The organism is Micromonospora sp. M61, assembly GCF_018070245.1.
Lineage (GTDB): Bacteria > Actinomycetota > Actinomycetes > Mycobacteriales > Micromonosporaceae > Micromonospora > Micromonospora zamorensis.
Window position 1 is genome coordinate 1 of the sequence record NZ_JAGPYA010000082.1, and the last position, 24,041, is coordinate 24,041.

The window sequence follows — 24,041 nt, forward strand, 5'->3', positions numbered from 1 at the left end:
GTGCCGGACCCCTCAGGCCGCCGGCGGACCGGTGCTCGGGTGGTGGGGCGCATGAGGGCTGCTGGGTGGGTGCTGTTCCTCTCGGGCGGAGCCCCGGGGGACGGGGTCGACCGCACGTGAACGCCGTGGCCCGGGGGACGGGCACAGCGACGGAGACGAGAAGAGCTGCCCTGGCTCCACCACCCGACGCGAACGGCTCCCGCAATCGAGGAACGCCACTACCGTAACTGAAGGCGGCTCGCTTTGGAAGCGCTCCCATGGCGGAAATCCGGCCGTCCCGGAACAGCGCGGCCGGGCCGTCACCCCTTCCGGGCGAGGATGGTTCACCCGGAGCAGCGGCAGGATCGGACGACGGCGGACCTCCCGGCCGCGACCGCCGCCCGGTCCGCCGACCAGAGCACGGGAGGAGGGGCAGATGGCCATCGCGGAGATCAGCCGAACCGACCAGGACATCCAGTCCGCCGTACTCGACGAGCTGACCTGGGAACCGCGGGTGCAGCCGCACGAGATCGGCGTGACCGTCGCCGAGGGCGTCGTCACGCTGACCGGACGCGTGGACAGCTACGCCAAGAAGTGGGCCGCCGAGCGAGCCACGCACCGGGTCGCCCGGGTCCGGGCGGTCGCCAACGACGTGGCCGTGCAACTGGACAGCGGCTCCGAGCGCGCCGATCCCGACCTGGCCGCCGCCGCCAGCCACGCGCTGGAATGGGACGCCTTCGTGCCCATCGAGAAGCTCCAGGTCACCGTCTCGGCCGGCTGGGTGACGCTGCACGGCGACGTCGAGTGGGAGTACCAGCGCCGGGCCTCCGAACGGGCGGTCAGCCGGCTGACCGGCGTACGCGGGGTGAGCAACGGCATCACCGTCCGTCCGGCCGCCCCACCCGACGGCCGGGATCTGGCCGAGCGGATCGTCGACGCCCTCGCCCGGGCCGGCGCGACCGAGGCCGAACGGATCAGCGTTCGGGTGCACGGCGACACGGCGGTGCTCGCCGGTCTGGTGCACTCGATGCCCGAGCGGGCCGAGGTGGAGCAGCTGGCCTGGTCCGCGCCCGGCATCCGCGAGGTGCAGAACCACATCGCGGTTGCCCCGGGGCTGCGCTGAGCGGACGCGGGCGCCCGCTCAGCGGGCGCTGAACGGGCGTGGAACCACCCGGGGTGGGTGAGTCCGTCTCACCCGCCCCGGGAGCAGGCTGGAGGCATGAGTGATCCGAACGGGCTGATCCAACCGGGCCGCCCCGCGCCCGGTTTCACCCTGGCGGCCACCCCGGACGGGGCCCTCGTCGGCCCTGAGCAATTCCGTGGCCGGCCGGTCGTGCTCGCCTTCTACCCCGCTGACTGGAGCCCGGTCTGCGGTGACCAGATGTCCCTCTACCAGTCGGCGGCGCCTGTCTTCGCCCAGTATCGGGCAGCGGTGCTCGGCATCTCGGTGGACAGCATCTGGTCGCACCGGGCGTTCGCCGAGAGCCGGGGCATCGAGTTCCCGCTGCTGGCCGACTTCGAGCCCAAGGGCGAGGTGGCCCGCCGCTACGGCGCGTACATGTCGAACGGTGAGGCGGCCCGCGCGCTCGTGGTGCTGGACCCGGCGGGGACGGTGACCTGGAGCTACCTCTCCCCGCCCGACGTCAACCCGGGCGCGGACGGCATCTTCGACGCGCTGGACCAACTCGCCGCCGATCGGAAGGTGATGGCCGGATGACCACGCCACTTCAGGTCACCGCCCGGCTTCGGGATCCGGTGACGACCGATGACCACATCCGGGGCCCGGCCGACGCGTCGGTGACCATCGTCGAGTACGGCGACTTCCAGTGCCAGTTCTGCGGTGCCGCGTACCCGAACCTGCACGAGTTGCTGCGGCAGCGGGCCGACACCGTGCGGTTGGTCTACCGGTACTTCCCGATCGCCAACATGCACCCGTACGCGGAACGCGCCGCCGAGACGGCCGAGGCCGCCGGGGTCCGGGGCCGGTTCTGGGAGATGCACGACTGGCTCTACGAGCACCAGGACCAACTCGACCCGGTGCACCTCTCGCTCGGTGTCGAGCAGGTCGGGTTGCCGCCGGACGAGTTGAACGCCGAGGTGGAGGGCCGCAGTCACGCGGACCGGGTGCGCCGGGATTTCGTCGGCGGCATCCGCAGCGGGGTGAACGGCACCCCCACCCTGTTCGTCAACGGCGTTCGGCACGACGGTGGTTACGACCTGCCCGACCTGCTGGCGGCAGTCGACGCCGCCGGCAACGCCTGACCGCCGGCAACGCCTGACCGCCGACCCGCTGAGAACCGTCGACCTGCTCAGATCAGCCGCAACTCGCGCGCCCGCCGGACCGCCTCGCGCCGGCGGGTCGCGTCGAGTTTGCGGTAGATGTTGCGGACGTGGGTCTTCACCGTGTTGACCGAGAGCGACAGTTCGCTGGCGATCTCCACGTTGGACAGGATGCTCTGCAGGTAGCGCAGGATGGTCAGCTCCCGCTCGGTGAGCGGCTCGTCGAGCGTGTCCCTCGGCTCGACGGCGGGCCGGGCGGTACTCCTGCCGGCCCCTCGCACCAGGTCGCTGACCAGCGCGAAGTGCGCGGTGCCGGCGTCCAGGTGGGCGGCCAGCAGGTCCCGCACGGGTGGTTCGGCGCGGGTGAAGACCCGTCGACAGCCCTGCGGCCCGGCCAGGTCCAGCACCTGCTCCAGGATCCGGCCCGCCCGCCGCCCGTCGCCGGCCCGCTCGGCCAGCAGGGCGTCCAGCAGCCCCGCGTCGAGGCGTACCGGCAGGGGCCAGGAGGTAGCCGCTGGTGACTGCCAGCCCGGCAGGGCGCGCCCTGCGGCAGCGGCGTCACCGGCCAGCAGCTCCACCTTCGCCGCCGCGACCGCGAGGACTGGTTCGCTCGCGCCGACCAACAGGTCGCGGGCGGCGTCCAGGTCACCCCGCTCGGCGCGCAGTTCGGCCTCGGCGCCCCGCAGCAGGCCGGCCAGCTCGGTCGCGGACGGCCGGTCGGCCAGCGCCTCCCGGGCCCGGACGAGCAGTCGTTGTCCGGCTGCCGGGTCGCCGGCGTCGCGGTGCAGCTTTGCCCGGCACAGCGCGGCCACCGTCGCCGCTACCGGTTCGTCGGCAGCGGCGGCCGGCCAGTCGTCGCCCGCATCCGTCTCGGGGCCGGCGATCCAGCCGCCGACGATGCCGAGGGCCGGGCCGGCGAGAGCGAGGTTGGCGGCAGCCTCCTCGGGCTGGTCGCGGAGCTGCGCCACCAGGGCCAACGCCAGGTACGAGTAGGCGCAGTCGAGCCGACAGGACCAGCCCCGACAGGGTGGCATGGCCAGCGCGTCCCGAGCCGCCTGCTCGGCCGCCCGCAGCTCGCCGCGCACCGCGAGCAGCAGCGCGGCACGACTGGCGCCGACCAACTCGGTACGCGGACGGCCGGCCTCGCGCGCCGCCGCCCGGGCCCGGACGAACCGGGCGGCCGGGAGTGCACCGTCGGCCAACTCGACCAGCCCGAGGGCGGTGCCGGTGAACGCTCGCAGGTCCGCGTCGTCGGCCGCGCCTCCCCCACCGGCCGTCGGGGCGGAGCTGGCCGCTCCGGTCGACGCGGAGTCCGGCACCCGGGTCGGCGTGGCGCCCGCCGGACGGGTCCGCAGCAGTCGGGCGGCGGCGGCCCGGACCTCCGCCGGGTCGTCGGAGAGGCGTGCCACGCTCACTTCCAGAGCGGTGACCAGGCGTAGGAACCGGTCCCGCCGCGGCACGGGCAGGCCAGCGGCATGGTCGGCGGCCGAGCGCAGGTGGCTGCTGGCGGCCGGCAGATCACCGGCGTACGCGCGCTCGGCGGCGCAGGCCAACGCCACCTCCGGGTCGGCGCGGATCACATCCGCCGGCGGGCTCATGGGGGCGGGGGCGTGCACGGGGTCCCGGTCGTACCGGGTCAGTTCCGGCCAGTGCGCGACGAAGAGGTCACCGGCCAGGTCCCACCGGCCGGCGGCCAGCGCGTGTCGCAGACCGTCGGCCGGCCGCCCGTCGCCCGCGTACCAGTCGGCGGCCCGTGCGTGCAGGTCACGCAGTTCGTCGGGGGGCAACCGGGCCAGGTCGGCACGGAGCAGGTCGGCGAGCAGGGGCTCGCAGCGGTACCAGGGTGGGCGGGTGTCCTCGCGGTGCAGCAGGCCACCGGTCCCGGCGAGGGCGGCCAGCACCTGTGCGGCGTCGACCCGGCCGGTCAACGCCTCGGCCAGGTCGGCGCAGACGGTGTCGACGATGGCGGTCCGGCGCAAAAGGTCCTCCTCGGCCGGGTCGAGTGCGGGGAGCACCTCCTCGTGCAGGTAGCCGGCGATCTCCGGCTGGTCACCCCCGAACTGCCCCACCCAGCGCTCCGGGTCGGGCTGCCCGCGCACCGCCAGCGCGGCGATGCGCAGCGCGGCCGGCCAGCCGCCGGTCCGGTCGCGCAGCTGGTGCACGGCGGCTGCCGGTAGGGCGGCAGCGTGCGCGGTGAGCAGGTCGGCCACCTCGTCGTCGGTGAACGCCAGCTCGTCCGGGCCGATCTCGGTCAGCTCTCCGGCGAGGCGTAGCCGGTGCAGGGGCAGGTGCAACCCGGCCCGAGCGCCGATCACCAGGCGCAGCCGCCGCTCGGCATGTCGCAGCAGGAACTCCAGGCCGGTCAGCGCCGCCGGGTCGGCGACCCGGTGCAGGTCGTCCAGGACCAGCAGCACCGGCCGGTCCGCGGCGGCGAGCGTGGCGGCCAGCACCTCCAGCTGCTCCGGGCGCGGCGGCCGGTCCGGCAGCGGGCCGTCCTCCGCCGACCCGGTCGCCGACCGCAGCGCCGCCGCGAGGTACGCCCAGAGCCGGTCGCCGTCGTCGCCCACCTCCACGGACAGCCACGCCGGGACCGGGCGGGCCTCGGGCGGCACCGACAGGTCGCCGGCGTCGGGAACGACCGCGCCCGGCTCGACGTCGGGCTCAGCACCGCCCAGCCGTACCCAGGAGGCGAGCAGCGTGGTCTTGCCCCAGCCGGCGGGAGCAGCGATCAGGGTGACCGGCCCGGCACTGCCCTCGTCCAACCGGCGCAGCAGTCGGGGCCTGGCCACCACCGGCTCCGGCGGCACGGCCGGAGTCAGCCGGGACGCCAGCAGCGGAGACTCCGCCGGACGCCCCGGTGCCGTATCGACCTGTCGTGCGGTTTCGACCCGTACGCGATTCCGCTGTTCCGGCACCCAGCCCCACCCCCACCACGCGCTCCGCCCCCGGTCGGCGAGCGGTTACCCGGCGGGGGCCGGTTCACCCCTTCCGGGCGAGCACGCTTCACCCGGCCGGGACCGACGATCGGGGGACGTGGACCGCGAGGACGGGTGGGGACGAATGGGACGGCTGGCGCGGGCGGGACCCGCCCTCGGCAGCGCGGCGCTGACCGGGGCGGCGCGGTTGCTGCGCGTACCCCGGCGGCGCGGCCGGACCGGCGCGGACGGCGACCCTGGAGCGCCGGCCCGGTGGCAGGTGGTGACTGTCGACCGGCCTCCGGAGCAGGTGCTCCCCGATGGTCGCTGGCCCGAACCGCTGCGCCGCCTCGGCGGCGCGGTCGAGGTGCGGGTGCGGCCGGCGCCCGGCGACCGGGGCACGGAGCTGGCGGCCCGGCCGCTGCCCGGCGGCACCCCGCCCCCCGGGCTGGCCGCGCACCTGGTCGGTGACGACCCGGGCCTGCTGGTGCGCCGCACCCTGCGACAGGTCAAGCAACGGGTGGAGGCCGGTGAGGTGCTGCGCGCGGACCGGTCGGCGCTGGACCGCCGCGAGGTGCACGGGTGAGGGCGCTGTGCTGGGTCGCCGCCGACGAGGTGGCGGTACGCGAGGTGAGCGACCCGGAGCTACGCAACGAGCGTGACGTGATCGTCCGGGTTCGTCGCAGCACCACCTGCGGCGGTGACCTGCCGCTGCTGGCCGGGCGGGATCCGCTGCTGCGGGCCGGTGACGTGCTCGGGGCCGAGTTCCTGGGCGAGGTGGTCGAGGTCGGGCCCGCAGTCCGCCGGCACCGCAGCGGCGACCGGGTGGTCGTCGGCGCGAGTGTCGCCTGCGGCGGCTGCTGGTACTGCCGTCAGGGCCTGCACTCCTGCTGCGACAACAGCAGCGTCGACCTGGCGAGCGCCGACCCCGACCAGGGACGGGACGCCGGCGGTTTCGGCCGGCCCCGGGCGGCGGGCGGCTTCGCGGGCGGTCACGCCGAGTACGTGCGGGTGCCGTACGCCGACGTGGGCGCGTTTCCGGTGCCGGACGCCGTCGACGACGACCGGGCGTTGTTCGCCGCCGACGCGGCACCGGCCGGCTGGTCGGCGGCTGAGCTGGGTGCGGTGCGCCCCGGCGACGTGGTGGCGATCTGGGGCGCCGGAGCGGTGGGCCAGTTGACCGCCTGGGCGGCGGTGCGGCGTGGTGCCGCCCAGGTGCTGGTGGTGGACCGCTACGAGGAGCGGTTGCGGATGGCGGAGCGGCACTGTGGCGCGGAGACGCTGGACTATCGCCACACCGACGTCGCGGCGGAGCTGCGGGACCGCAGCGGCGGACGCGGGCCGGACGTGTGCGTGGTGGCGGTCGGCTGGTCGGCGGCCGGTCGCTTCGGTGGCCGCACCGCCGACCACCCGGACGCCCTGCGGGAGGCCGTGTACGCCTGCCGCAAGAGCGGTGTGGTGGTGGTGCTCGGCGAGTCGGCCGGTTTCGTCGACGCGTTTCCGCTGGGCACGGTGACCGACCGGCGGCTCACGCTGCGCGGGGCCCGGCGGCCGGACCTGCGGGACGTGCCGATGCTGCTGGACCGGATGGCCCGCGACGAGCTGCGCACCGAGCAGCTCGCCACCCACAGGCTGCCGCTCGAGCAGGGCCCGCAGGGGTACGCGCTGTTCCGGGACCGGGCCGACGGATGCGTGCGCGCCGTATTCACCCCGTGACGCCGTACTCGTGATCACCTACCGGCGACGGCGGCGGATGGCAGACTCTGGGCATGGCTGGGGAGCGAACGTACGACGTGGTGCTGTTCGGGGCGACCGGGTTCACCGGGGGCCTGACCGCTGAATACCTGGCCCGGCACGCGCCGCCCGGGCTTCGCTGGGCGCTGGCCGGGCGCAACAAGGATCGCCTCGCAGCCGCACGCGGCCGGCTCGCCGCGATCGACCCGACGCTGGCCGACCTGCCCTTGCTCACCGCCGATGTGACCGACGCCGACTCGCTGCGCTCGGTGGCGGACAACACCCGGGTGGTGGCCAGCACTGTCGGCCCGTTCATCCACCACGGGGAGCCGCTGGTCGCCGCCTGTGCCAGGGCCGGCACCGACTATCTGGACATCACCGGTGAGCCGGAGTTCGTCGACCTGATGTATGTGCGCCACCATGCCGAGGCGACCCGTACCGGCGCGCGGCTGGTGCACACCTGCGGGTTCGACTCGATCCCGCACGACCTGGGCGTCTGGTTCACCGTCAAGCAACTTCCCGCCGACGTTCCGATCACCGTGGACGGTTACGTGCGCCTCGGGGGGCACTTCTCCGCTGGCACGTACCACTCCGCGCTCACCGCGTTCTCCCGCACCGCGCAGGCCAGCCGGGCGGCCCGGGACCGCCGGGCGGTCGAGCCGCGGCCCACCGACCGCCGGGTCCGGGCGGTGCGCGGGCGGCCGGCCCGCTCAGCCGAGCTGGGCATCTGGACAGTGCCGCTGCCGACCATCGACCCGCAGGTGGTCCGCCGCTCGGCGGCGGTCCGGCCCGAATACGGCCCGGACTTCCGCTACCGGCACTTCGCCGCCATGAAGCGGCTGCCGACGGTGCTGGCCAGCGCGGTGGGGCTCGGCGTGGTGGTCGGCCTGGTGAAGCTGCCACCCACCCGACGTTGGTTGCTTGGTCGGCTCGCGTCCGGGCAGGGGCCCACCGCCGAGCAGCGGGCGTCGTCCTGGTTCCGGGTCCGGTTCGTCGGCACCGGCGGCGGGCGGCGGGTGGTCACCGAGGTGGCTGGCGGCGACCCGGGCTACGACGAGACGGCGAAGATGCTCGGCGAGTCGGCGCTGTGCCTGGCGCTCGACGAGTTGCCGCCGACCGCCGGTCAGGTCACCCCGGTCGCCGCGATGGGCGACGCGCTGCTCGACCGGCTCGACCGGGCCGGGCTCACCTTCCGGGTGCTCAAGGATGAGGCGGCGGAGCACTCGGCTTGACCCTCGACCGGGTCGAGGGGGCAGGATGCCCAGCGTGAGCGACCTGCACAGCATCGGTGAGCTGGCGAGGGCCAGTGGCCTGACCGTCAGCGCCCTGCGTTTCTACGACTCGGCGGGGGTGCTGGAACCGGCCCTGGTCGACCCGGTGACCGGCTACCGCTGGTACACCGACGAGCAGATCGCCCCGGCCCGGCTGGTGGCCGGGCTGCGTCGGATCGGCATGCCGGTGCCGGAGATCGCCGCCGCGGTCCGCGCCGAGCCGGCGGCGGTGCACCGGTTGCTCGACACGCACCTGCGCCGGTTGGTCGACGGGCTGGCCGACGCCCGTCGGGAGGTGACCCGGCTCCGGGCGCTGGTCGACCCGGCCCAGCCGAGCACCACCACGCTGCTGCTCTCCCCCGCCGACCTGGCCGCCGCGCTCGACGCGGTGCGCTTCGCCGTCGGCGCGGACCCGGAGATGCCGATGCTCTGCGGCGTGCTGCTCGACGTGGAGCCCGACGGTGTCCGGCTCGTCGCCACCGACCGGTACCGGCTCGCGTTGGCCCGCTCCCGGGCCGACGTCGACGGTCCGCCGGTGCGGGTGTTCGTCCCCGTAGCCCTCGTCGACCAGCTCCGGCCGCTGCTCGACGCCGCCGACGCCTGGCCGGTGTCGTTGACAGTGGCGGGCGCGGACCTGCGGGTGCTGGTGGCCGACCGGACGCTGACCGGCACCGCCCTGCCGTACGACTTCCCGGACTACCGCCGGTTGCTGCGCAAGGCCGTCGGCGAGCGGCCCACCGCGCGCCGGATCACTGTCGACGTGGCCACGCTGCGCGCCGCGTTGGCCGACCCGGCGGCCCCCACCGTCGCCCGCGACGACGACGGCACGGCCCGGGAGGTCACCGTGCTCGGCGTCGACGACCAGGGCGGTCTTCGGCTGCTCCCCGCCGCCGACCTGGACAGCGACGCGCTGCGAGTCGGGGTGGACGGTCGCTACCTGCTGGACGCGTTGAACGCGGCCGGCGCGCCACAACTGGTGCTGGAGCTGGACGGGCCGATCTCCCCGCTGGCCCTACGCCGACCGGACGACGCGGACACCTACTCGGTGCTCATGCCGATCCGGCTCTGAGCCGGCGGCCAGCAATCCCCGTCCCGCGAGGAAAAGCCCGCGACGGTAGCATCTGGTGGTTCACCTGTGAACCCCGGACGGAGGCGTACAGAGCAGCATGCTCGACATGGAGTTGATCCGGAAGGATCGCGAGGCGGTGGCGACCGCGCTGGCGAAGCGTCTGGATCCCGCCGAGGTCACCAGTGCCCTGGACGAGATTCAGCGGCTCGACCAGGAACGCCGCGCCCTGATCACGGAGATCGACGCCGAGCGGCAACGCCGCAAGGCGGAGGCCCGGGCGTACGCGCAGGCCAAGCGCGCCGGCGAGGAGCCGCAGGCCGCCGCGCCGGAGGCCGAGCGTAAGCAGCTCGCCGAGCTGGAGTCCCAGCTGGACGAGGTGCAGGCCCGGCTGCGCGACGCGATGAGTGAGCTGCCCAACCTGCCCAGCGACGACGTCGTGGCCGGCGGCAAGGAAGCCAACCGGGTCGTGAAGACCTTCGGCGAGCCGCCGGTAATCGAGAAGGTCCGCGACCACGTCGAGCTGAGCCGCGCGCTGGGCCTGGTCGACTACGAGCGCGGGGTCAAGCTCGGTGGGTCCGGTTTCTGGATCTACACCGGCATCGGTGCCCGGCTGGAGTGGGCGCTGCTCAACTACTTCGTCGACCAGCACATCAAGGCCGGCTACGAGTTCCTGCTCCCGCCGCACCTCCTGCTGGACTCGGCCGGCTTCGCCGCCGGCCAGTTCCCCAAGTTCTACGACGACGTCTACCACCTGGACTCGGCGTCCGCCCCGCGCGGACAGTTCCTGCTGCCCACGTCGGAGACGGCGATCCTCGGTGCGTACCAGGACGAGATCCTGGAGACCCCGAAGCTGCCGCTGAAGGCTTTCGCGTACACGCCGTGCTACCGGCGGGAGTCGGCCGGCTCGCACTCCGACGAGCGCGGCACGGTGCGCGGGCACCAGTTCAACAAGGTGGAGATCTTCCAGTTCACGCTGCCGGAGCAGGCCGACGCCGCTCTGGAGGAGATGCTCGCCCACGCCGAGAGCCTGGTCGAGGGGCTGGGTCTGCACTACCAGCGCACCCTGCTCTCCGCCGGTGACGCCAGCGCCTCGATGAAGAAGACCCTCGACATCGAGGTGTGGATGCCGAGCACCGGCAAGTACAAGGAGGTGTCGTCGGTTTCCTGGGCCGGCGACTACCAGGCCCGTCGGGCGGCCATCCGCTACCGGGAGCCGGGCGGCAAGCAGACCCGCTTCGTGCACACCCTCAACGGGTCGGCGCTGGCCACCAGCCGGCTCTTCCCGGCCATCCTGGAGCAGAACCAGCAGGCCGACGGCTCGGTGCTGATCCCGAAGGTCCTCCAGGACCGCCTGGGCACCGACCGTCTGACCCCGCGCTAGCCGGTCCGTTCGACGGGGGCCGGGTCCGCCCCGCGCCCCCGTCGACGCATCCAGGCACCCAGCGCAGTGAGCAGGACGAGAGCGGCCAGTAGCAGCGCCGGGCCGGCGGCGTCGAGAGCGTCGGCCAGGGCGTGCTGCACCTCCGAGGCCACCCGGATCACCGGGTCCCGCAGGGCGTCGCGGCGGCCGGCGGCCAGCCGTAGCTCGTACCAGCCGTACCAGGCGACGTAACCACCGGCGAGCAGCAGCATCAGGCCACTGAGCCGGGGCACGAGCGCGCCGGCGACGCGCAGCCGCGCCACCAGGCCGTCGCGCACCAGCGCCACGCCGAGCGCGGCGACCGCGACCACCAGACCCATCCCGAGGGCGTACGCGCCGAAGAGCGCCACCCCCTGGCCGGTCGAGCCGGCCTGGAGGCTGGTCACCACGATGGCCAGGAACGGTGCGATGGCGCAGCCGAGCGACGCGAGCGCGTACGCCGCACCGAACAGGACCATCGACGGCCAGGAACGGGTCAGCCGGGGCGCTCGGGCCGACCAGCCCGGGGAGGGCAGTCGCCGTCCGGCGAGCAGCCAGCAGCCCGCCACCGCCAGCAGCACGCCGAGCGTCACGGTCAGCCAGGGCAGCCGGGGTCGCAGCCAGCCGGCCAGCGGCGCGAGCGCCAGCCCGAACGCGCCGAAGACCAGCACGTACCCCACTGTCAGCCCGGCCGCCGCGGTGAGCGCGCGGCCGACCGCGCCGCGGGTGTCCGACGCACCGGCGACCAACAGCGAGAGGTACGCGGGCAGCAACGCGAAGCCGCACGGGTTGACCGCGCCGAGCATGCCGGCGGTCAGCGCGAGCAGCAGTGCGGCGGTCACGCCCCGGCCAGGGCGGCGACGCGGGCGGTGAGCGCCTCACCGTCGAGGAAGCCCTGGTGGACCACTGTGCCGTTCCGGTCGATGATCACGAAGATGCTCTGTTCGGTCACCTTGAACCGCTTCCAGAGCGCGCCCTTGCGGTCCTCGATCTGCGGCGTCCCGGTGAGGTCGAACTCGGTGACGAACTCCTTCATGGCGCGTTGCTCGCCCAGCCCGGCGACGCCGATGATCGGCACGGTGTCCCGGTATCGGGGCGCGACCTCGGCGACCGTCCAGGCCTGGCTGGCGCAGGTGGCGCACCACGGCGCCCAGAACCACAGGACCACCGGCTTGCCGGCGAGCTGCGCGGCGTCGAACGCGGCGCCGGTGAGGGTGGTGCCGGTGAAGCGCAGGATGTCCGGGACCTGCGCCGGGGCTGCGGGTGGCGCGCCGGCCGGCGTACCGGTCGGTGTGGTCGCCGTACCGGTCGAGGCCGGGGCCGATCCGGCGACGGCGGGGCCACCCGGCGCGGTGCCGGTGCAGGCAGCAGCGGCGGACAGGGCCACGACGAGCGTCCCGGCGGTGGCGGCGCGGCGTAGATGCCCGGCCGCCGTCCATGCCATGCCGATCCGCATCCGCTTCTCCGTTCCGGTCAGGAAGGGACCCTTCCCGACGCTCATCAGGCGTTGACTGGGTGCCCTTCCCTACTCGGCCTTGGCGAGGCGCAGAGCCAGCTCCGGGCACACCTTGACGGCCTTCAGCGCGCCCTCGCGCAGCCAGGTCGGCACGGGGGTAGGCGGGAAGGCGGGGTATCCGTTCGCGTCGAGCCGGATGAAGTCCGGTACGACGTGCGCGCAGAGGCCGTGCCCGTCGCAGCGCGACCAGTCCAGGGTGAGCTTCTGCGGGTTCTCGTCGGGTGCGCCCGGCAGCCCCATCACGCCCTTGACCCGCCGCCCACAGCCGTCGCCGGTGCTGTGCAGCCGCAGGTCCTCGGCGAATACCTCGATCGCGGAGAGCGCGAACCGGGCGGTGCCGTCCGGGTGACTGCACGCGCCCCGGCCCTTCACCTCGCCGGCGGCGGCTCGCACCACGTCCGCCGGTTGGCTGCCGGCCACGGCCAGGTCCACGGCGCGGGCCAGATCCGGCAGGCCCATCTTGCACGGCCCGCACTGGCCGGCGGACTCCCCGGCCAGGTAGCGCACCACCTGGGCGGCCTCACCGAGCGGGCAGGTGTCGACGCCGAGCGGGATGATGATGCCCGCGCCTAGGGTGCCGCCTACCGCGGCCAGGCCCTTGCGGGAGACCTCGGCCGTCTCCGCCGCCTCCGGGGTGATCCACTTGCCGTGGTAGCCGCCCATCAGGATGCCCTGAATTTCCGGCACCTCGCACAGGTCGAGGACGTCGCGCAGCGGCATGCCGGCGGTGCACTCGACCACCGCCGGCCGGCCCGCCGCGCCGGTCACGGTGAGCAGCACGGTGCCCGGCTCGTCGTCGGTGCCGAGGGCCGCGTACTCGTACGGGCCGAGTCGGGCGCCGACGGCGAGCTGCGCGTACGTCTCGGCGTTGGAGAGCAGGGTGGGCAGGCCGCTGACCCCGGAGTCGCTGGAGCGCTTCTTGGTGCCGGGCGGGATGTGCGGCAGCCCGTTGATCCCGTTGACCAGTGCGCCGCCCTCACCGGAGATGAACCGGTGCGGCACTGTGACGATCGTCGTCTGCACCGGCATCCGGCGCTCTTCGAGCGCATCCATCAGCGAGTCCCGGCCGACCCCGTCGTCCGCCACGCCGATCACGATCTCGTCGGCGTCCAGCGCGTACGCGGCCAGCGCCGCCCCGTCCAGGATCAGGTGCGGCGCGCGGGTCAGCAGCACCTTGTCCTTCCAGCTGGCCGGCTCCCCCTCGGTGGCGTTGACCACCACCACGGCGGCGAGGTCCTGCCGCTCGCAGGACTCCAGCACCGCGCGCAGTTTGCGGGCGAACGGGAAACCCGCTCCGCCCTTGCCCTTGAGCTGCATGCCCTCGGCAAGCCGGAGCAGCTGCGCCGGCTCCATCGGGCCGATCGGTCCGTGCACCTCCTCGTGCGCGAGCAGGTCGAGTCGGCCGTACTCGGCGAAGCCGGCGGTGAGCCGGGGTTCGCCCACACAGGCGACCGGTGGAACGGCGGTACGCATCACTTCGCCTCACCTCGCAGCCCGGCCCAGTACGCCCCGTCCACCGCGTCGGCGCTGGCCTTGCGGCGCTTGGCGGACCGGCCCTCGCCGGCCGTCCGGCGCGCGCGCCGGGAGGCCAGGTCGACCAGGGTCGGGGTGTCGTCGACCGGCGGCGGCACCTCGTCCGGTACGTACCGGGCCGGCGGGCGCCAGTAGTCCGGCTCGTCCGCCAGGTCCTCGTCGGCGCTGTGCCAGCCGCTGTCACTGCGCGGCGTCGCGGAGATCGGGCTGCTGGAGATGGGACCGGCCGAGATCGGCTCGGCGGCCTGCCACCGGCGCGGGCTGTCCCACGGCTCCTCGGGCTCGACCGTCGGCGGGGCCGGGTACCTGCTGCCGTCGTCCTCGCTGCGGGACCGGCGGCTGGACCGTTCGACGACCGGGTCCTCGGCGCGTCGCCGGCCGGTCGGAACGTCCTCGTCCCGGGTACGCGAGCCGCGACGCCGGGCCACCGGCGCCAGCTCTTCCTCGTCGCGCCGGCGGGTGTCGGTCTCCTCGACGCCGCGGCGGGTCGACCGGCGGGTCGTGGGCTCCACCTCGTCGCGCCGGCCGCGGGAGCGTTCGGTGTCGCGGCGGGCCGCCGGTTCCTCCTCCCGTCGACGTCGGCTCGGCCGGGTCGGCTCGACGAGGGAACCGGGCTCGGGCACCACGGGGACGGTGAACCGTTCGGGGTCACGTCGCGCGGCCGGCGCGGCCCAGGTGGCGGTGGTGGTCTCCGCCCAGGCGGGACGCTTGTCGGCGGCCTTGCTGCGCCGGCCCAACCCGGCCAGCAGCGATCGGGCGGTCTTCGCCTCCTCGGCCCGGCCTACCATCACCGCGTTGCGCACCGCGGCCTGGTGCTGCTCGCGGCTGCGCCGACCGATGGTGACCGAGAACCGGACCAGCAGGGCAAGCACCACCAGCAAAATGCAGCCGAGGTAGCTGAACATCACCCAGGGCGCTGCGGCCCGACCGGCGTTGAGGCCGTGAAAGACAGCGAACGGCCAGGCCAGGTACGCGGTGGAGTGCAGCGTGCGCCACAGCCACTTCGGACCGACGCCCGCGAAGCGGGCCCGGATGATTCCGGTCCAGATCACGCTGACCATGAGCAGGGCGGCCACCGTGCCGAGCCCGACGTAGAGCCCTCTGCCGCCGACGAACGGCACCACCGCGTCGGTCGCTGCCGCCCGGCCCGTAGCGATCTTGGTGAGGACGTGGAAGCCGAGGCCGGCCACGCCCAGCACACCGGTGGCCCGGTGCGCCGACTGCATCAGCACCCGGTGCGAGATGCGCAGCACCAACCGGTCGGTGGCGAGCAGACCGAGCATCACGGTGAGGCTCAACGCCACCAGGGAGATCACCCCGGCGAAGAACTCGGTGAAGAAGAAGCCGTACGCGTACGCCTTCTGGCCGGCGCCGGTCAGCATGACCGCAGCCCAGAGCGCGGCGAGCACCGACGCGATCAGCATGGCTGTCGCCGACCGCGACCGGGTCCGCACCCCCCGACTGCTGGCGCTGGTCCGGACGGTCGCCGCCTTCTTGTCCTGCTGTGCCCGGGCCATCTGCTCCTCGATCGTCTCGCGGCGGCGTACCACCGGCCGACCCCTGCTCCCCCATCCAGTACGGACGGTGGGGGCACGCGGATCACCTGCTGACAAAAATTTCTGGGGCGGGATCGAACCGACTGCCGCCAACGTGCGTTGCGCACGCTCACACGCGCGGGTCATTGCAGTGACGATCGTCCATGCATTGACAGTCGCTGCAACAGGCTTGTAATCTTTCGGAAATTTTCAGCATGGGTTGCAAGATTCCGACAACCCAGCGTTCCCCGCCGCGCCACCACCCCCACCCCGCCCTGCGTTCGTCAGGAGTCCTCGATGCACCGACGTCGACGCGGCTCGGCGATCCTCGCCCTCGGCCTGGTCGCCAGCCTGCTTCTTCCCGCCACCGCGCCGGCATCACCGGCCGTCGCCGCCCCGTCCGGCTCCAAGAAGGTCATCGTCCAGCTCTTCGAGTGGAACTGGCCCTCGGTGGCCAGCGAGTGCCAGAGCACGCTCGGCCCGAAGGGCTACGGCTACGTGCAGGTCTCGCCCCCACAGGAACACGTACGGGGCAACCAGTGGTGGCTGGCGTACCAGCCGGTCAGCTACCGGATCGAGTCCCGCAAGGGCACCCGGGCCCAGTTCCAGTCGATGGTGAACACCTGCCACGCGGCCGGGGTCAAGGTGCTCGTCGACGCGGTGATCAACCACATGTCCGGTCAGGACAACGGCGGTACCGGCTGGGCCGGTTCGTCCTTCTCGCACTACGACTACCCGGGCATCTACCAGACCCAGGACTTCCACCACTGCGGTCGCAACGGCGGCGACGACATCGCCAACTACAACGACCGGTACGAGGTGCAGAACTGCGAGCTGGTCAACCTCTCGGACCTCAAGACCGAGTCGGACTACGTGCGCACGAAGATCGCCTCGTACCTCAACGACCTGCTCTCCCTCGGTGTGGACGGTTTCCGACTGGACGCCAGCAAGCACATGCCGGCCGCCGACATCGCCGCGATCAGGGGCAAGCTCTCCCGCTCGGCGTACATCGTGCAGGAGGTCATCTACGGTGCCGGCGAGCCGGTCCAGCCGACCGAGTACACCGGCAACGGTGACGTGCACGAGTTCCGCTACGGCAAGGACCTGGCCCGGGTGTTCCGCTCGGAGCGGTTGGCGTACCTGCGCAACTTCGGCGAGGGCTGGGGGCACCTGCCCACCGGAAAGGCCTCGGTGTTCGTCGACAACCACGACACCCAGCGCGACTCGGGTGGGGTGCTGACCTACAAGGATCGGGGCATCTACTCCCTGGCGAACGCGTTCATGCTGGCCTGGCCGTACGGCTCGCCGACCGTGATGTCCAGCTACACCTTCAGCAACCGGGACGCCGGCCCACCCTCGGACGGCGCCAACAAGACGCTCAACGCCACCTGCTACTCCGGCTGGGAGTGTGAGCACCGCTGGCCGGTGATCGCCAACATGGTGGGCTTCCGCAACGCCACCGAGGGCGCCGGCGTGGCCAACTGGTACGACAACGGCAACAACCACATCGCGTTCAGCCGCAGCGGCAAGGGCTTCATCACCGTCAACGACGAGGACTCGGCGGTGAACGGCCGCTCCTACTACACCGGGCTGCCCGCCGGTCGGTACTGCGACGTCATCCACGGCACGTACGCGGGCGGCACGTGCAGCGGACCGGTGATCACGGTGGACGGTAGCGGCTGGTTCGCGGCCAACGTGCCGGCACACGACGCCGTGGCGATCCACATCGGCGCACGGGTCTGACGCACCGCCGGGAAGAGCCCTCTGTTATCGCATTTTGTCTGGCAAGGGGCTCTTCCCGGCGAACCTGCGTCCTATACAGTCATTTGGTGGAGTTTGCCGGAAAGACCCCGTACCGCCGCCGTGGCGTCTGGGTGGCCGCCGCCATCGCCGTGCCCGTGCTGCTGGTGAGCGCGCTGCTGATCGGCCAGGCCCTCACCCCGAGCCCGACGGCCCCCGAGAAGGTCGTCGCGGCGGCCGACCCGACGCCGAGCAGTGTCGAGCAGAACGCCGAGGAGCCGATCCCCCCGGCCGCGCCCGCCCCGGCCGGGCTGCCGGTGGTCGACTACGACCCCGCCCCCAGAGGGTTCCCCGCCGACCCGGCCACCATGGACACCACACCGCTGACCGAGGGCGCGCACCCGACCACGCGGATCGCCGCGTACGACGCTCCCGGCGGTCGTCCGCGAGCGTTCCTCGAACCGACGATCCGCGGCGTCGAGCTGACCATGCCGATCGCCGAGCGGCACGCCGGCTGGACGGCAGTGCTGCTGCCCTCGGCCAACCGGCGGCTCGCCTGGCTGCCGCCCGGTGGGTTCGACACCGTGCCACTGCGCGACCAGATCGTGGTGGAACGCAAGGTCCACCGTCTCACCTGGTACCGGGCCGGCAAGGCGGTGCGCTCCTGGGAGGTCAGCCTCGGCCAGTCGGGGCAGGAAACTCCCCTCGGGCGCACCTTCGTCCTGGGTCGCACCCCACCGCCGGAGTCGGTCTATGGCGGGGTGGACATCTACGCCCTCGGTTCGGTGCCCGACGACCCGGAGTCTGTGCCGGCCGGGCTGCGCGGCGCGCACATCGGGGTGCACACCTGGCACAACGACGACGAGCTGGGCGAGAACACCACCAACGGCTGCATCCGGCTGACCCGCTCCGGCCAGCGGGAACTGCTCGCCGAGGTCCGCCCCGGCAGCAGCGTGCTGGTGGTCGACCGGTTGCCCACCCCGCCGCCGACCGCCTGAGCGGAGGCACGCCGGGACCCGGGTGTCACTCGCCGAGCAGCCAGCCGTTCTGCTCGGCGACCCGGATCGCGTCGGCGCGGTTGCGGGCACCGGTCTTGCCGATCGCCGCCGAGAGGTGGTTGCGCACCGTCCCCTCGGACAGGTGCAGTGCCCGGGCCAGGTCGGCGACCGTTCCACCGCCACGGGCCGTACGCAGCACCTCGGTCTCCCGCTCGGTCAGCGGACTCACACCGGTGGCCAGCGTCTCCGCGGCCAACGTCGGGTCGACGACCCGCAGGCCGGCGTGCACCCGGCGGACCGCGTCGGCGAGTTGCCGGGCCGGGGTGTCCTTGACCACGAAGCCGCTCGCGCCGGCCTCCATCGCCCGGCGCAGATAGCCGGGCCGGCCGAAGGTGGTCACCACCAGCACCCGGCAGGTCGGCAACGCGGCCCGCAACGCGGTCGTGGCGGCGATCCCGTCCAGGCCGGGCATCTCCACGTCCAGCAGGGCCACGTCGGGGTCGGTCCGCCGGGCCTCGGGCACCACCTCGTCGCCCCGGCCGACCTCGGCCACCACTGTCAGGTCCTCCTCCAACGAGAGCAGCGCGGCCAGCGCACCCCGGACCAACGCCTGATCGTCGGCGAGCAGCAGCCGGATCCGCGCGGCCCCGCTCACCGGGCCTCCGCCGGCGAGTGCACCCGCAGCAGGAAACCGCTGCCCTCCGGCCGGCGACCGACGGTCACCACGGCGTCCAGCCGTCGCGCCCGCTCCCGCAGACCGACGAGCCCGTGCCCGGTGGTGTCGGGAGTGGACGGACCACGGCCGTCGTCACTCACCTCGACCCGGTCCGGGTGGACCCGGACCGTGCAGCACCTCGCCCCGCTGTGCCGGACCACGTTGGTCACCCCTTCCCGTACCGCCCAGCCGAACAACCGGTCCCACTCCTCCGGCAGGTCCGGCACCTCGGCCGGCAGATCCGCCGCGATGCCCGCCGAGGCCAGCGCGGAGCGGGCGCCAGCCAGCTCCGCGGCGAGAGTGACCTCGCGGTACGCCCCAACCGTCTGCCGTACGTCGGCCAGCGCCGCCCGGGCCAACGCTTCCACCTCGGCGATCTCGACGGCGGCCCGGTCCCGGTCGACGTCGATCAGACGCCCGGCCAGCTCGGCCTTGATCGCCACCACGGTCAGCGAGTGCCCGAGGATGTCGTGCAGGTCGCGGGCGGCGCGGGCCCGTTCCTCGGCGACCGCGAGCCGACCGATCTCCTGCTGGGCGGCCTGGAGCTGACTGTTGCGCTGGGCCAACTGGGACACCCCGAACATGGCGAACGAGGCGAGCAGCACCGCGAAGACGATGCCGCTCTCGGCCTGCCATCCGGGCACCAGCCAGGAGGCCAGCGCGGGGGTCACGGCGCAGACCACCACCACCGCCAGAGCCTCCCAGGGCGGCAGCAGGAACACCGCCGCGGCCGCCACGTAGACCAGGGTGGCCAGCCAGTCCCCGCCGGTGCCCGGGATGCTGGCCAGACCCACCAGGAGCAGCAGTGCCAGCCCGGCCCGTGCCCGGCCCGCCGGGATCGGCGCCAGCACCTGGCGCAGTCGGCGGGCCCACTGGAACAGCAGCACGTAACCGATACCGAAGGCGATCAGTGCCGTCACGCCGAGCACCCGCCGCCACATCTCCGGCTGGTGCAGCGCGGTGGCGAGCGGCACGTTGAGGAAGAACAGCCAGACGGCGGCCAGCAACCAGCCGGTGACCCGCCAGTGGCGGTTCGCCGGCCGGGGCTGTCCCGTCGAGAGGTCCATCGAGTTCACGCTAGCCGTCGGTGCGCTCAGACCCGCGCGGTGTCCCGGCGGAACAGCCGCGCCGCACCGACGCCGAAGACCAGCGCCCAGCCGACGAGGTTGACCACCGCCGCCGCGCTCACCCCGTCGCCGGTCAGTGGGGCGCGGGCCAGGACGCCCATCCCGTACACCGGGGTGAACTTCGCGACCTGCTGGAGCACCTCCGGCAGCACCTCGACCGGGACGAACAGGCCGCCGAACATGGCCAGCACGGCCAGGATCGGGCCGATGAACTGCATGACGTTCTCGGCCGGCACCAGATAGCCGATGAACAGACCGAACGCCGCGAAGACCAGCGAACCGAGCCAGGCGGCGAGCCCGGACAGCAGCCAGACGTACGCCGGGATGCGGACGCCGGCCGCCGCGCCCACCAGGAACTCGACAACCACCGCGAGCAGGCCGAGGGTCATCGCGGTGACCAGCTTGGTGGCCACGTACGCGCTCGGGCGCAGCGGGGTGAGCCGCAACTGACGGCTCCAGCCCAGCGCCCGCTCGGTGGCGACCGCGCCACCGGCGCTGGTGGTCGCCACCATGGCCGCGTACACGGCCAGGCTGATCATGACGTACGCCGTCACCGGGCGGCCGTTGTCCAGGTTCTGCCCGCCCTGCGGCAGGCCGAAGATGAGGAAGAAGACGCCGGGCATGATCAGCGTGAAGGCGAGGGTGCGGCGGTTGCGCAGCACGCGGCGCAGCTCGATGCGCAGCACCCCGGGGGCGAACCCGCCCAAGGCGGGCAACCGACGGTCCGGCTCGACGGTACGGGTGGGGGTGGCCGGCAGGGTTGTCATCTCAAGGCTCCGGTCTGCGCGGTGGTCAGGGCGAGGAAGGCGTCTTCGAGGTTGCGGGAGGTGATCTCCACGTCCCGGGCGGCGGTCCGGGTGAGCAGGTGCCGGGCGATGGCGTCCGAGTCGCTGGTGCGCACCAGCACGCTGTCGCCGCGTACCTCCACGGCGTCCACCCCGGGCAGCGCGGCGAGGGCGGCCTGGTCGGCGCCGGGCAGGGTGGCCCGCACGGTACGGCCCGCGGCCAGGTTCTTGATTGCCGCGGTGGTGCCGTCGGCCACGATGCGCCCCTGCCGGACCAGCACGATCCGGTCGGCGTACGCGTCCGCCTCGTCCAGGTAGTGGGTGGCGAAGATGACGGTCCGGCCGGCCCGCGCGTCGCGGCGCAGCGCCTGCCAGAAGTCCCGGCGGCCCTCGACGTCCATGCCGGTGGTGGGCTCGTCGAGCACCATCAGGTCCGGGTCGGGCAACAGGGCCAGCGCGAAACGCAGTCGCTGCTGCTGGCCGCCGGAGCAGCGCCCGACCACCCGACCGGCGATGTCGGCGATGCCGGCCCGCTCCAGCACCTCGGCGGCCGGGCGGGTGTGCCGGTAGAAGTGCGCGGACATCTCGACCGTCTCGCCGACGGTGAGGTCCTTGAGCAGCCCGCCGGTCTGGAGTACGGCGGCGACCCGGCCCCGGGCCACCGCGTCGTCCGGGGTGCCACCGAGGATCCGGACGGTGCCCGCGTCCGGGCGGGCCAGCCCGAGCAGCATGTCGATGGTGGTGGTCTTGCCCGCGCCGTTCGGGCCGAGGAAGGCCACCACCTCGCCGGGCTGGACCCGCAGGCTCAACCCGTCGACAGCGGTGACCGCGCCGAAGGTCTTGGTGAGGCCGTCCAACTCGACGGCCGGATGCGTACTGGTCATGGCACAGATGCTCCGCCGGCACGGACCTCGACTCCCGGAGCGGCCGTCACGTCCCGGCCGTGACATTTGTCAGGGGCACACGGCTCGACCGGCCGAGGAATTCACGGCAGGGCAACGGGTAACCGCGGGGCCGGACACCGCGACACCGGGGGGACGCGATGGGTGCCACGCCGCAGGGCCGGGCCGACACGGTCGTGCTGATTCACGGACTCTGGATGACTCCGCGCAGCTGGGAGGGGTGGACCCAGCGGTACACCGCGCGCGGCATGAACGTCATCGCCCCTGCCTGGCCCGGGATGGACCGGTCCGTGGAGCAGTTGCGGGACGACCCCGGCCCGATCGCCGAGCAGAGCATGGCCACGGTCGTCGCGCACTACGACAAGATCATCCGGGCGCTGCCCCGACCGCCGATCATCATGGGGCACTCGTTCGGCGGTCTGTTCGCCCAGGTCCTCGCCGACCGGGGTCTCGGCGCGGCGGTGGTGGGGGTGCATCCCGCGGCGGTGAAGGGGGTGCTCAAGGTGCCGCTGAGTCAGCTGCGCTCCGGCTTCCCGATCCTGCGCAGCCCCGCCAACCGCACCAAGGCCGTCCCGTTCACCCCGGACGACTTCGCCTACACGTTCGGCAACACGATGAGCCGGGAGGACTCCGACCGGGCCTGGCAGCGCTACGCCGTCCCCGGTGCCGGGCGGATCTTCTTCGAGGGCGCCTTCGCCAACGTCGACCCGCGCTCACCCGCCCGCGTCGACAACGGGCGCAACGACCGCGCGCCGCTGCTGCTGATGGCCGGAGGCTCCGACCACGTGGTGCCGGCCTCGGTGGTCCGTGCCAACGCAGGGCTCTATCAGAAGTCCCGGGCGCTCACCGCGTACGAGGAGTTTCCCGGCCGCTCGCACTTCACAGTGGGGCAGGACGGCTGGGAGGAGATCGCCGACTACGCGCTGGACTGGGCGCTGCGCGCGGCGGCGCTCCCCCGCGAGGTGACCATCGCCAGCGAGGCCCCGCGCCGCTGAGCCGGGCGAGCGCACGATCCACTCGGCTTTCCGGAAGTCGGGGTGTCGAAGGGTCGTGGATACCCCGGTTTCCGTGAACCCGAGTCGATCACCAGTCCTTGGGGCGCCAGGGCCGGCATGGGCGGGTCTGTCCGGGGTATCTCACCGGGATGAGGGCCAGTTTCCGGCTTGGCCGGGTCGCGGGAGTGCCGGTCGGCGTCAACTGGAGCGTTCTGTTCATCTTCGCGCTGATCGCGTGGGGGTTGGCCGCCAACCAGTTCCCCCGCTCGTATCCGGACCGCTCTCCGGTCGCGTACGCGATTGCCGGGCTTGCCGCCGCGGTGGTGTTCTTCGTCGGCCTGCTCGCCCACGAGGTGTCGCACGCGGTGGTGGCCAAGCGCAACGGGCTGGAGGTCGACGGCATCACGCTGTGGCTGTTCGGCGGCGTGGCCGAGTTGCGGGGCGAGCCACGCGACCCTGGCGCGGAACTGCGGATCGCTGGCGTCGGCCCGTTGGTCAGCCTGCTGCTCGGGGCGTTCTTCGGTGTCGTCGCCGCGCTGCTCGCGCTGGCCGGTCAGGGCGGGCTGCTGCTCGGGTCGGTGGCCTGGCTGGCGGGCATCAACGTGCTGCTGGCCATCTTCAATGTGCTGCCGGCCGCGCCCCTGGACGGCGGCCGGTTGCTGCGCGCCGCGGTCTGGAAGGCAACCGGCGACCGGACCCGGGCATCCGTGGTGGCCGCCCGCGCCGGCTGGGTGCTGGGTGTGCTGCTGATCGGCCTGGGGCTGTGGCAGTTCCTGTCCGGGGTCGGTTTCGGTGGGCTGTGGCTGGCCCTGATCGGCTGGTTCCTGATCGGGGCCGCCGGGATGGAGGAGCGGCAGGCTCGCACCGGCAGCGCACTGCGCGGCATCCGGGTCGGCGACGTCATGACCTCGCAGCCGCAGACCGCCTCGGCGGAGATGACGGTCGCCGACTTCGTCGACCACTACCTGTTCGCGTACCGGCATTCGGCGCTGCCGCTGACCGAGGACGGCCGGCCCATCGGCCTGGTAACCGTCGACCGGGTGCGCGGCGTACCGCCCGAGCGGCGGGCGTCGACCACCCTGGCCGAGGTGGCCTGCCGGGCCGAGGATCTCGTCCTGGCCCAGGCCGGTGAGCAACTCAACGACCTGCTCCCCCGCCTCAGCGCGTGCGCCGACGGCCGAGCCCTGGTGGTGACCGAAGACGGCCGCCTGACGGGCATAGTGTCCCCCAGCGACATCAGCCGAGCCGTCCAGAGCAGCACCCTCCGCACCCCCGCACCCTCCCGTTGATCATGAAGTTAGCGGCGCGACACGCCGACATCCACGTCGCTAACTTCATGATCGACGGAGTGAAGCGGGGGTCGGGGGGCCAGCGGGAGGGGTCAGCGGGGGAAGTGGCGGTCCAGCAACTCGGTGCGGAACGTGCCGGTCGGGTCCAGATGACGCAGCAGGGCGGCGAAGTCGGCGTGCCTCGGATAGCGGGCGGCCAGCTCCGCCGGGTCGGTGACGAAGACCTTGCCCCAGTGCGGGCGGGGCGCGAACGGTGCCA

General features: G+C 73.4%; 22 protein-coding genes. 12 read left to right on the plus strand and 10 right to left on the minus strand.

Going from position 1 to position 24,041, the window contains the following annotated elements; genetic code table 11:
* The first annotated feature begins 415 nt into the window (after nucleotides 1-415).
* The 3 genes from KBX34_RS30265 (at nucleotide 416) to KBX34_RS30275 (ending at nucleotide 2,241) form a co-directional block, all read left to right on the plus strand.
* Nucleotides 416-1,102, plus strand: a complete 687-nt coding sequence (locus tag KBX34_RS30265) for a BON domain-containing protein (protein ID WP_210793465.1) — start codon at nucleotides 416-418, stop codon at nucleotides 1,100-1,102.
* Between the two features lie 96 nt (nucleotides 1,103-1,198).
* Nucleotides 1,199-1,696, plus strand: a complete 498-nt coding sequence (locus KBX34_RS30270) for a redoxin domain-containing protein (RefSeq protein ID WP_210793466.1) — start codon at nucleotides 1,199-1,201, stop codon at nucleotides 1,694-1,696.
* Nucleotides 1,693-2,241: a DsbA family protein gene (locus tag KBX34_RS30275; RefSeq protein WP_088949584.1), complete on the plus strand. Its 549-nt coding sequence runs from the start codon at nucleotides 1,693-1,695 to the stop codon at nucleotides 2,239-2,241. The genes KBX34_RS30270 and KBX34_RS30275 overlap by 4 nt, the downstream gene beginning before the upstream one ends.
* Nucleotides 2,242-2,288: 47 nt before the next feature.
* On the opposite strand, the gene KBX34_RS30280 is transcribed toward KBX34_RS30275, so the two are convergent.
* A complete protein-coding gene (locus tag KBX34_RS30280) occupies nucleotides 2,289-5,174 on the minus strand; it encodes a LuxR C-terminal-related transcriptional regulator (protein WP_210928394.1) in 2,886 nt (961 codons plus the stop codon).
* Between the two features lie 145 nt (nucleotides 5,175-5,319).
* Here KBX34_RS30280 and KBX34_RS30285 point away from each other — a divergent pair, with 145 nt between their 5' ends.
* The 5 genes from KBX34_RS30285 (at nucleotide 5,320) to serS (ending at nucleotide 10,629) form a co-directional block, all read left to right on the plus strand.
* Complete coding sequence (locus tag KBX34_RS30285) at nucleotides 5,320-5,760, plus strand: hypothetical protein (protein WP_088949586.1); 441 nt, start codon at nucleotides 5,320-5,322, stop codon at nucleotides 5,758-5,760.
* The gene (locus tag KBX34_RS30290) at nucleotides 5,757-6,890 is read left to right on the plus strand and encodes an alcohol dehydrogenase catalytic domain-containing protein (protein WP_210928395.1); all 1,134 of its coding nucleotides are present in this window, start codon (nucleotides 5,757-5,759) and stop codon (nucleotides 6,888-6,890) included. The genes KBX34_RS30285 and KBX34_RS30290 overlap by 4 nt, the downstream gene beginning before the upstream one ends.
* A 53-nt stretch (nucleotides 6,891-6,943) precedes the next feature.
* A complete protein-coding gene (locus tag KBX34_RS30295) occupies nucleotides 6,944-8,140 on the plus strand; it encodes a trans-acting enoyl reductase family protein (protein WP_210928397.1) in 1,197 nt (398 codons plus the stop codon).
* Nucleotides 8,141-8,183: 43 nt separating this feature from the next.
* Nucleotides 8,184-9,248 carry a MerR family transcriptional regulator gene (locus tag KBX34_RS30300; protein ID WP_371409918.1) on the plus strand — a complete coding sequence of 355 codons (1,065 nt, stop codon included), beginning with the start codon at nucleotides 8,184-8,186 and terminating at the stop codon, nucleotides 9,246-9,248.
* Between the two features lie 97 nt (nucleotides 9,249-9,345).
* The gene (serS, locus tag KBX34_RS30305; RefSeq protein ID WP_210928398.1) at nucleotides 9,346-10,629 is read left to right on the plus strand and encodes a serine--tRNA ligase; all 1,284 of its coding nucleotides are present in this window, start codon (nucleotides 9,346-9,348) and stop codon (nucleotides 10,627-10,629) included.
* Here the strand turns inward: serS and KBX34_RS30310 are convergent.
* Genes KBX34_RS30310 through KBX34_RS30325 form a run of 4 tightly spaced genes read right to left on the minus strand, consistent with a single transcriptional unit; the run spans nucleotide 10,626 to nucleotide 15,246 of the window.
* Nucleotides 10,626-11,489: a cytochrome c biogenesis protein CcdA gene (locus tag KBX34_RS30310; RefSeq protein WP_210928400.1), complete on the minus strand. Its 864-nt coding sequence runs from the start codon at nucleotides 11,487-11,489 to the stop codon at nucleotides 10,626-10,628. The two genes, serS and KBX34_RS30310, sit on opposite strands and share 4 nt — an antisense overlap.
* Nucleotides 11,486-12,148, minus strand: a complete 663-nt coding sequence (locus KBX34_RS30315) for a redoxin domain-containing protein (protein WP_247672406.1) — start codon at nucleotides 12,146-12,148, stop codon at nucleotides 11,486-11,488. Before KBX34_RS30315 ends, KBX34_RS30310 begins: the two co-directional genes overlap by 4 nt.
* A gap of 24 nt (nucleotides 12,149-12,172) precedes the next feature.
* Nucleotides 12,173-13,636: an NADH-quinone oxidoreductase subunit NuoF family protein gene (locus KBX34_RS30320; protein WP_172862083.1), complete on the minus strand. Its 1,464-nt coding sequence runs from the start codon at nucleotides 13,634-13,636 to the stop codon at nucleotides 12,173-12,175.
* Nucleotides 13,636-15,246 carry a ferric reductase-like transmembrane domain-containing protein gene (locus KBX34_RS30325; protein WP_307871527.1) on the minus strand — a complete coding sequence of 537 codons (1,611 nt, stop codon included), beginning with the start codon at nucleotides 15,244-15,246 and terminating at the stop codon, nucleotides 13,636-13,638. The genes KBX34_RS30320 and KBX34_RS30325 overlap by 1 nt, the downstream gene beginning before the upstream one ends.
* Before the next feature lie 282 nt (nucleotides 15,247-15,528).
* Between KBX34_RS30325 and KBX34_RS30330 the strand changes: the two genes are divergently transcribed.
* Both KBX34_RS30330 and KBX34_RS30335 read left to right on the plus strand, forming a co-directional pair.
* Nucleotides 15,529-16,974 (plus strand): alpha-amylase family protein, encoded by a 1,446-nt coding sequence (locus KBX34_RS30330; protein ID WP_210928402.1) that lies wholly within the window; start codon nucleotides 15,529-15,531, stop codon nucleotides 16,972-16,974.
* Between the two features lie 86 nt (nucleotides 16,975-17,060).
* On the plus strand, nucleotides 17,061-17,969 hold the full coding sequence (locus tag KBX34_RS30335; RefSeq protein WP_210793474.1) for a L,D-transpeptidase: 909 nt from the start codon (nucleotides 17,061-17,063) through the stop codon (nucleotides 17,967-17,969).
* A gap of 25 nt (nucleotides 17,970-17,994) precedes the next feature.
* Here KBX34_RS30335 and KBX34_RS30340 read toward each other — a convergent pair whose 3' ends face one another.
* The 4 genes from KBX34_RS30340 to KBX34_RS30355 are packed head-to-tail and all read right to left on the minus strand — an operon-like array spanning nucleotide 17,995 to nucleotide 21,480.
* Nucleotides 17,995-18,624 (minus strand): response regulator transcription factor, encoded by a 630-nt coding sequence (locus KBX34_RS30340; protein ID WP_307871528.1) that lies wholly within the window; start codon nucleotides 18,622-18,624, stop codon nucleotides 17,995-17,997.
* On the minus strand, nucleotides 18,621-19,751 hold the full coding sequence (locus tag KBX34_RS30345; RefSeq protein ID WP_210928403.1) for a sensor histidine kinase: 1,131 nt from the start codon (nucleotides 19,749-19,751) through the stop codon (nucleotides 18,621-18,623). The genes KBX34_RS30340 and KBX34_RS30345 overlap by 4 nt, the downstream gene beginning before the upstream one ends.
* 26 nt (nucleotides 19,752-19,777) lie before the next feature.
* Nucleotides 19,778-20,578, minus strand: coding sequence for an ABC transporter permease (locus KBX34_RS30350; RefSeq protein ID WP_088949597.1), 801 nt, complete (start codon nucleotides 20,576-20,578; stop codon nucleotides 19,778-19,780).
* The gene (locus KBX34_RS30355; protein ID WP_088949598.1) at nucleotides 20,575-21,480 is read right to left on the minus strand and encodes an ABC transporter ATP-binding protein; all 906 of its coding nucleotides are present in this window, start codon (nucleotides 21,478-21,480) and stop codon (nucleotides 20,575-20,577) included. Before KBX34_RS30355 ends, KBX34_RS30350 begins: the two co-directional genes overlap by 4 nt.
* 158 nt (nucleotides 21,481-21,638) lie before the next feature.
* Between KBX34_RS30355 and KBX34_RS30360 the strand changes: the two genes are divergently transcribed.
* Together KBX34_RS30360 and KBX34_RS30365 are read left to right on the plus strand one after the other, a co-directional pair.
* Nucleotides 21,639-22,493 carry an alpha/beta hydrolase gene (locus KBX34_RS30360; protein ID WP_210928405.1) on the plus strand — a complete coding sequence of 285 codons (855 nt, stop codon included), beginning with the start codon at nucleotides 21,639-21,641 and terminating at the stop codon, nucleotides 22,491-22,493.
* A gap of 149 nt (nucleotides 22,494-22,642) precedes the next feature.
* Entirely contained in the window at nucleotides 22,643-23,782 is a 1,140-nt protein-coding gene (locus KBX34_RS30365) for a site-2 protease family protein (protein WP_141910690.1), read from the plus strand.
* A gap of 92 nt (nucleotides 23,783-23,874) precedes the next feature.
* Here KBX34_RS30365 and KBX34_RS30370 read toward each other — a convergent pair.
* The coding region (locus KBX34_RS30370; RefSeq protein ID WP_282102706.1) for a D-arabinono-1,4-lactone oxidase at nucleotides 23,875-24,041 on the minus strand (167 nt) is incomplete at its 5' end.

Coding starts and splice junctions, on each gene's coding strand:
- KBX34_RS30265 (WP_210793465.1), top strand. CDS start 416: ATGGCCATCGCGGAGATCAGCCGAACCGACCAGGACATCCAGTCCGCC.
- KBX34_RS30270 (WP_210793466.1), top strand. CDS start 1,199: ATGAGTGATCCGAACGGGCTGATCCAACCGGGCCGCCCCGCGCCCGGT.
- KBX34_RS30275 (WP_088949584.1), top strand. CDS start 1,693: ATGACCACGCCACTTCAGGTCACCGCCCGGCTTCGGGATCCGGTGACG.
- KBX34_RS30285 (WP_088949586.1), top strand. CDS start 5,320: ATGGGACGGCTGGCGCGGGCGGGACCCGCCCTCGGCAGCGCGGCGCTG.
- KBX34_RS30295 (WP_210928397.1), top strand. CDS start 6,944: ATGGCTGGGGAGCGAACGTACGACGTGGTGCTGTTCGGGGCGACCGGG.
- serS (WP_210928398.1), top strand. CDS start 9,346: ATGCTCGACATGGAGTTGATCCGGAAGGATCGCGAGGCGGTGGCGACC.
- KBX34_RS30315 (WP_247672406.1), bottom strand. CDS start 12,148: ATGAGCGTCGGGAAGGGTCCCTTCCTGACCGGAACGGAGAAGCGGATG.
- KBX34_RS30320 (WP_172862083.1), bottom strand. CDS start 13,636: ATGCGTACCGCCGTTCCACCGGTCGCCTGTGTGGGCGAACCCCGGCTC.
- KBX34_RS30330 (WP_210928402.1), top strand. CDS start 15,529: ATGCACCGACGTCGACGCGGCTCGGCGATCCTCGCCCTCGGCCTGGTC.
- KBX34_RS30345 (WP_210928403.1), bottom strand. CDS start 19,751: ATGGACCTCTCGACGGGACAGCCCCGGCCGGCGAACCGCCACTGGCGG.
- KBX34_RS30350 (WP_088949597.1), bottom strand. CDS start 20,578: ATGACAACCCTGCCGGCCACCCCCACCCGTACCGTCGAGCCGGACCGT.
- KBX34_RS30355 (WP_088949598.1), bottom strand. CDS start 21,480: ATGACCAGTACGCATCCGGCCGTCGAGTTGGACGGCCTCACCAAGACC.
- KBX34_RS30360 (WP_210928405.1), top strand. CDS start 21,639: ATGGGTGCCACGCCGCAGGGCCGGGCCGACACGGTCGTGCTGATTCAC.
- KBX34_RS30365 (WP_141910690.1), top strand. CDS start 22,643: ATGAGGGCCAGTTTCCGGCTTGGCCGGGTCGCGGGAGTGCCGGTCGGC.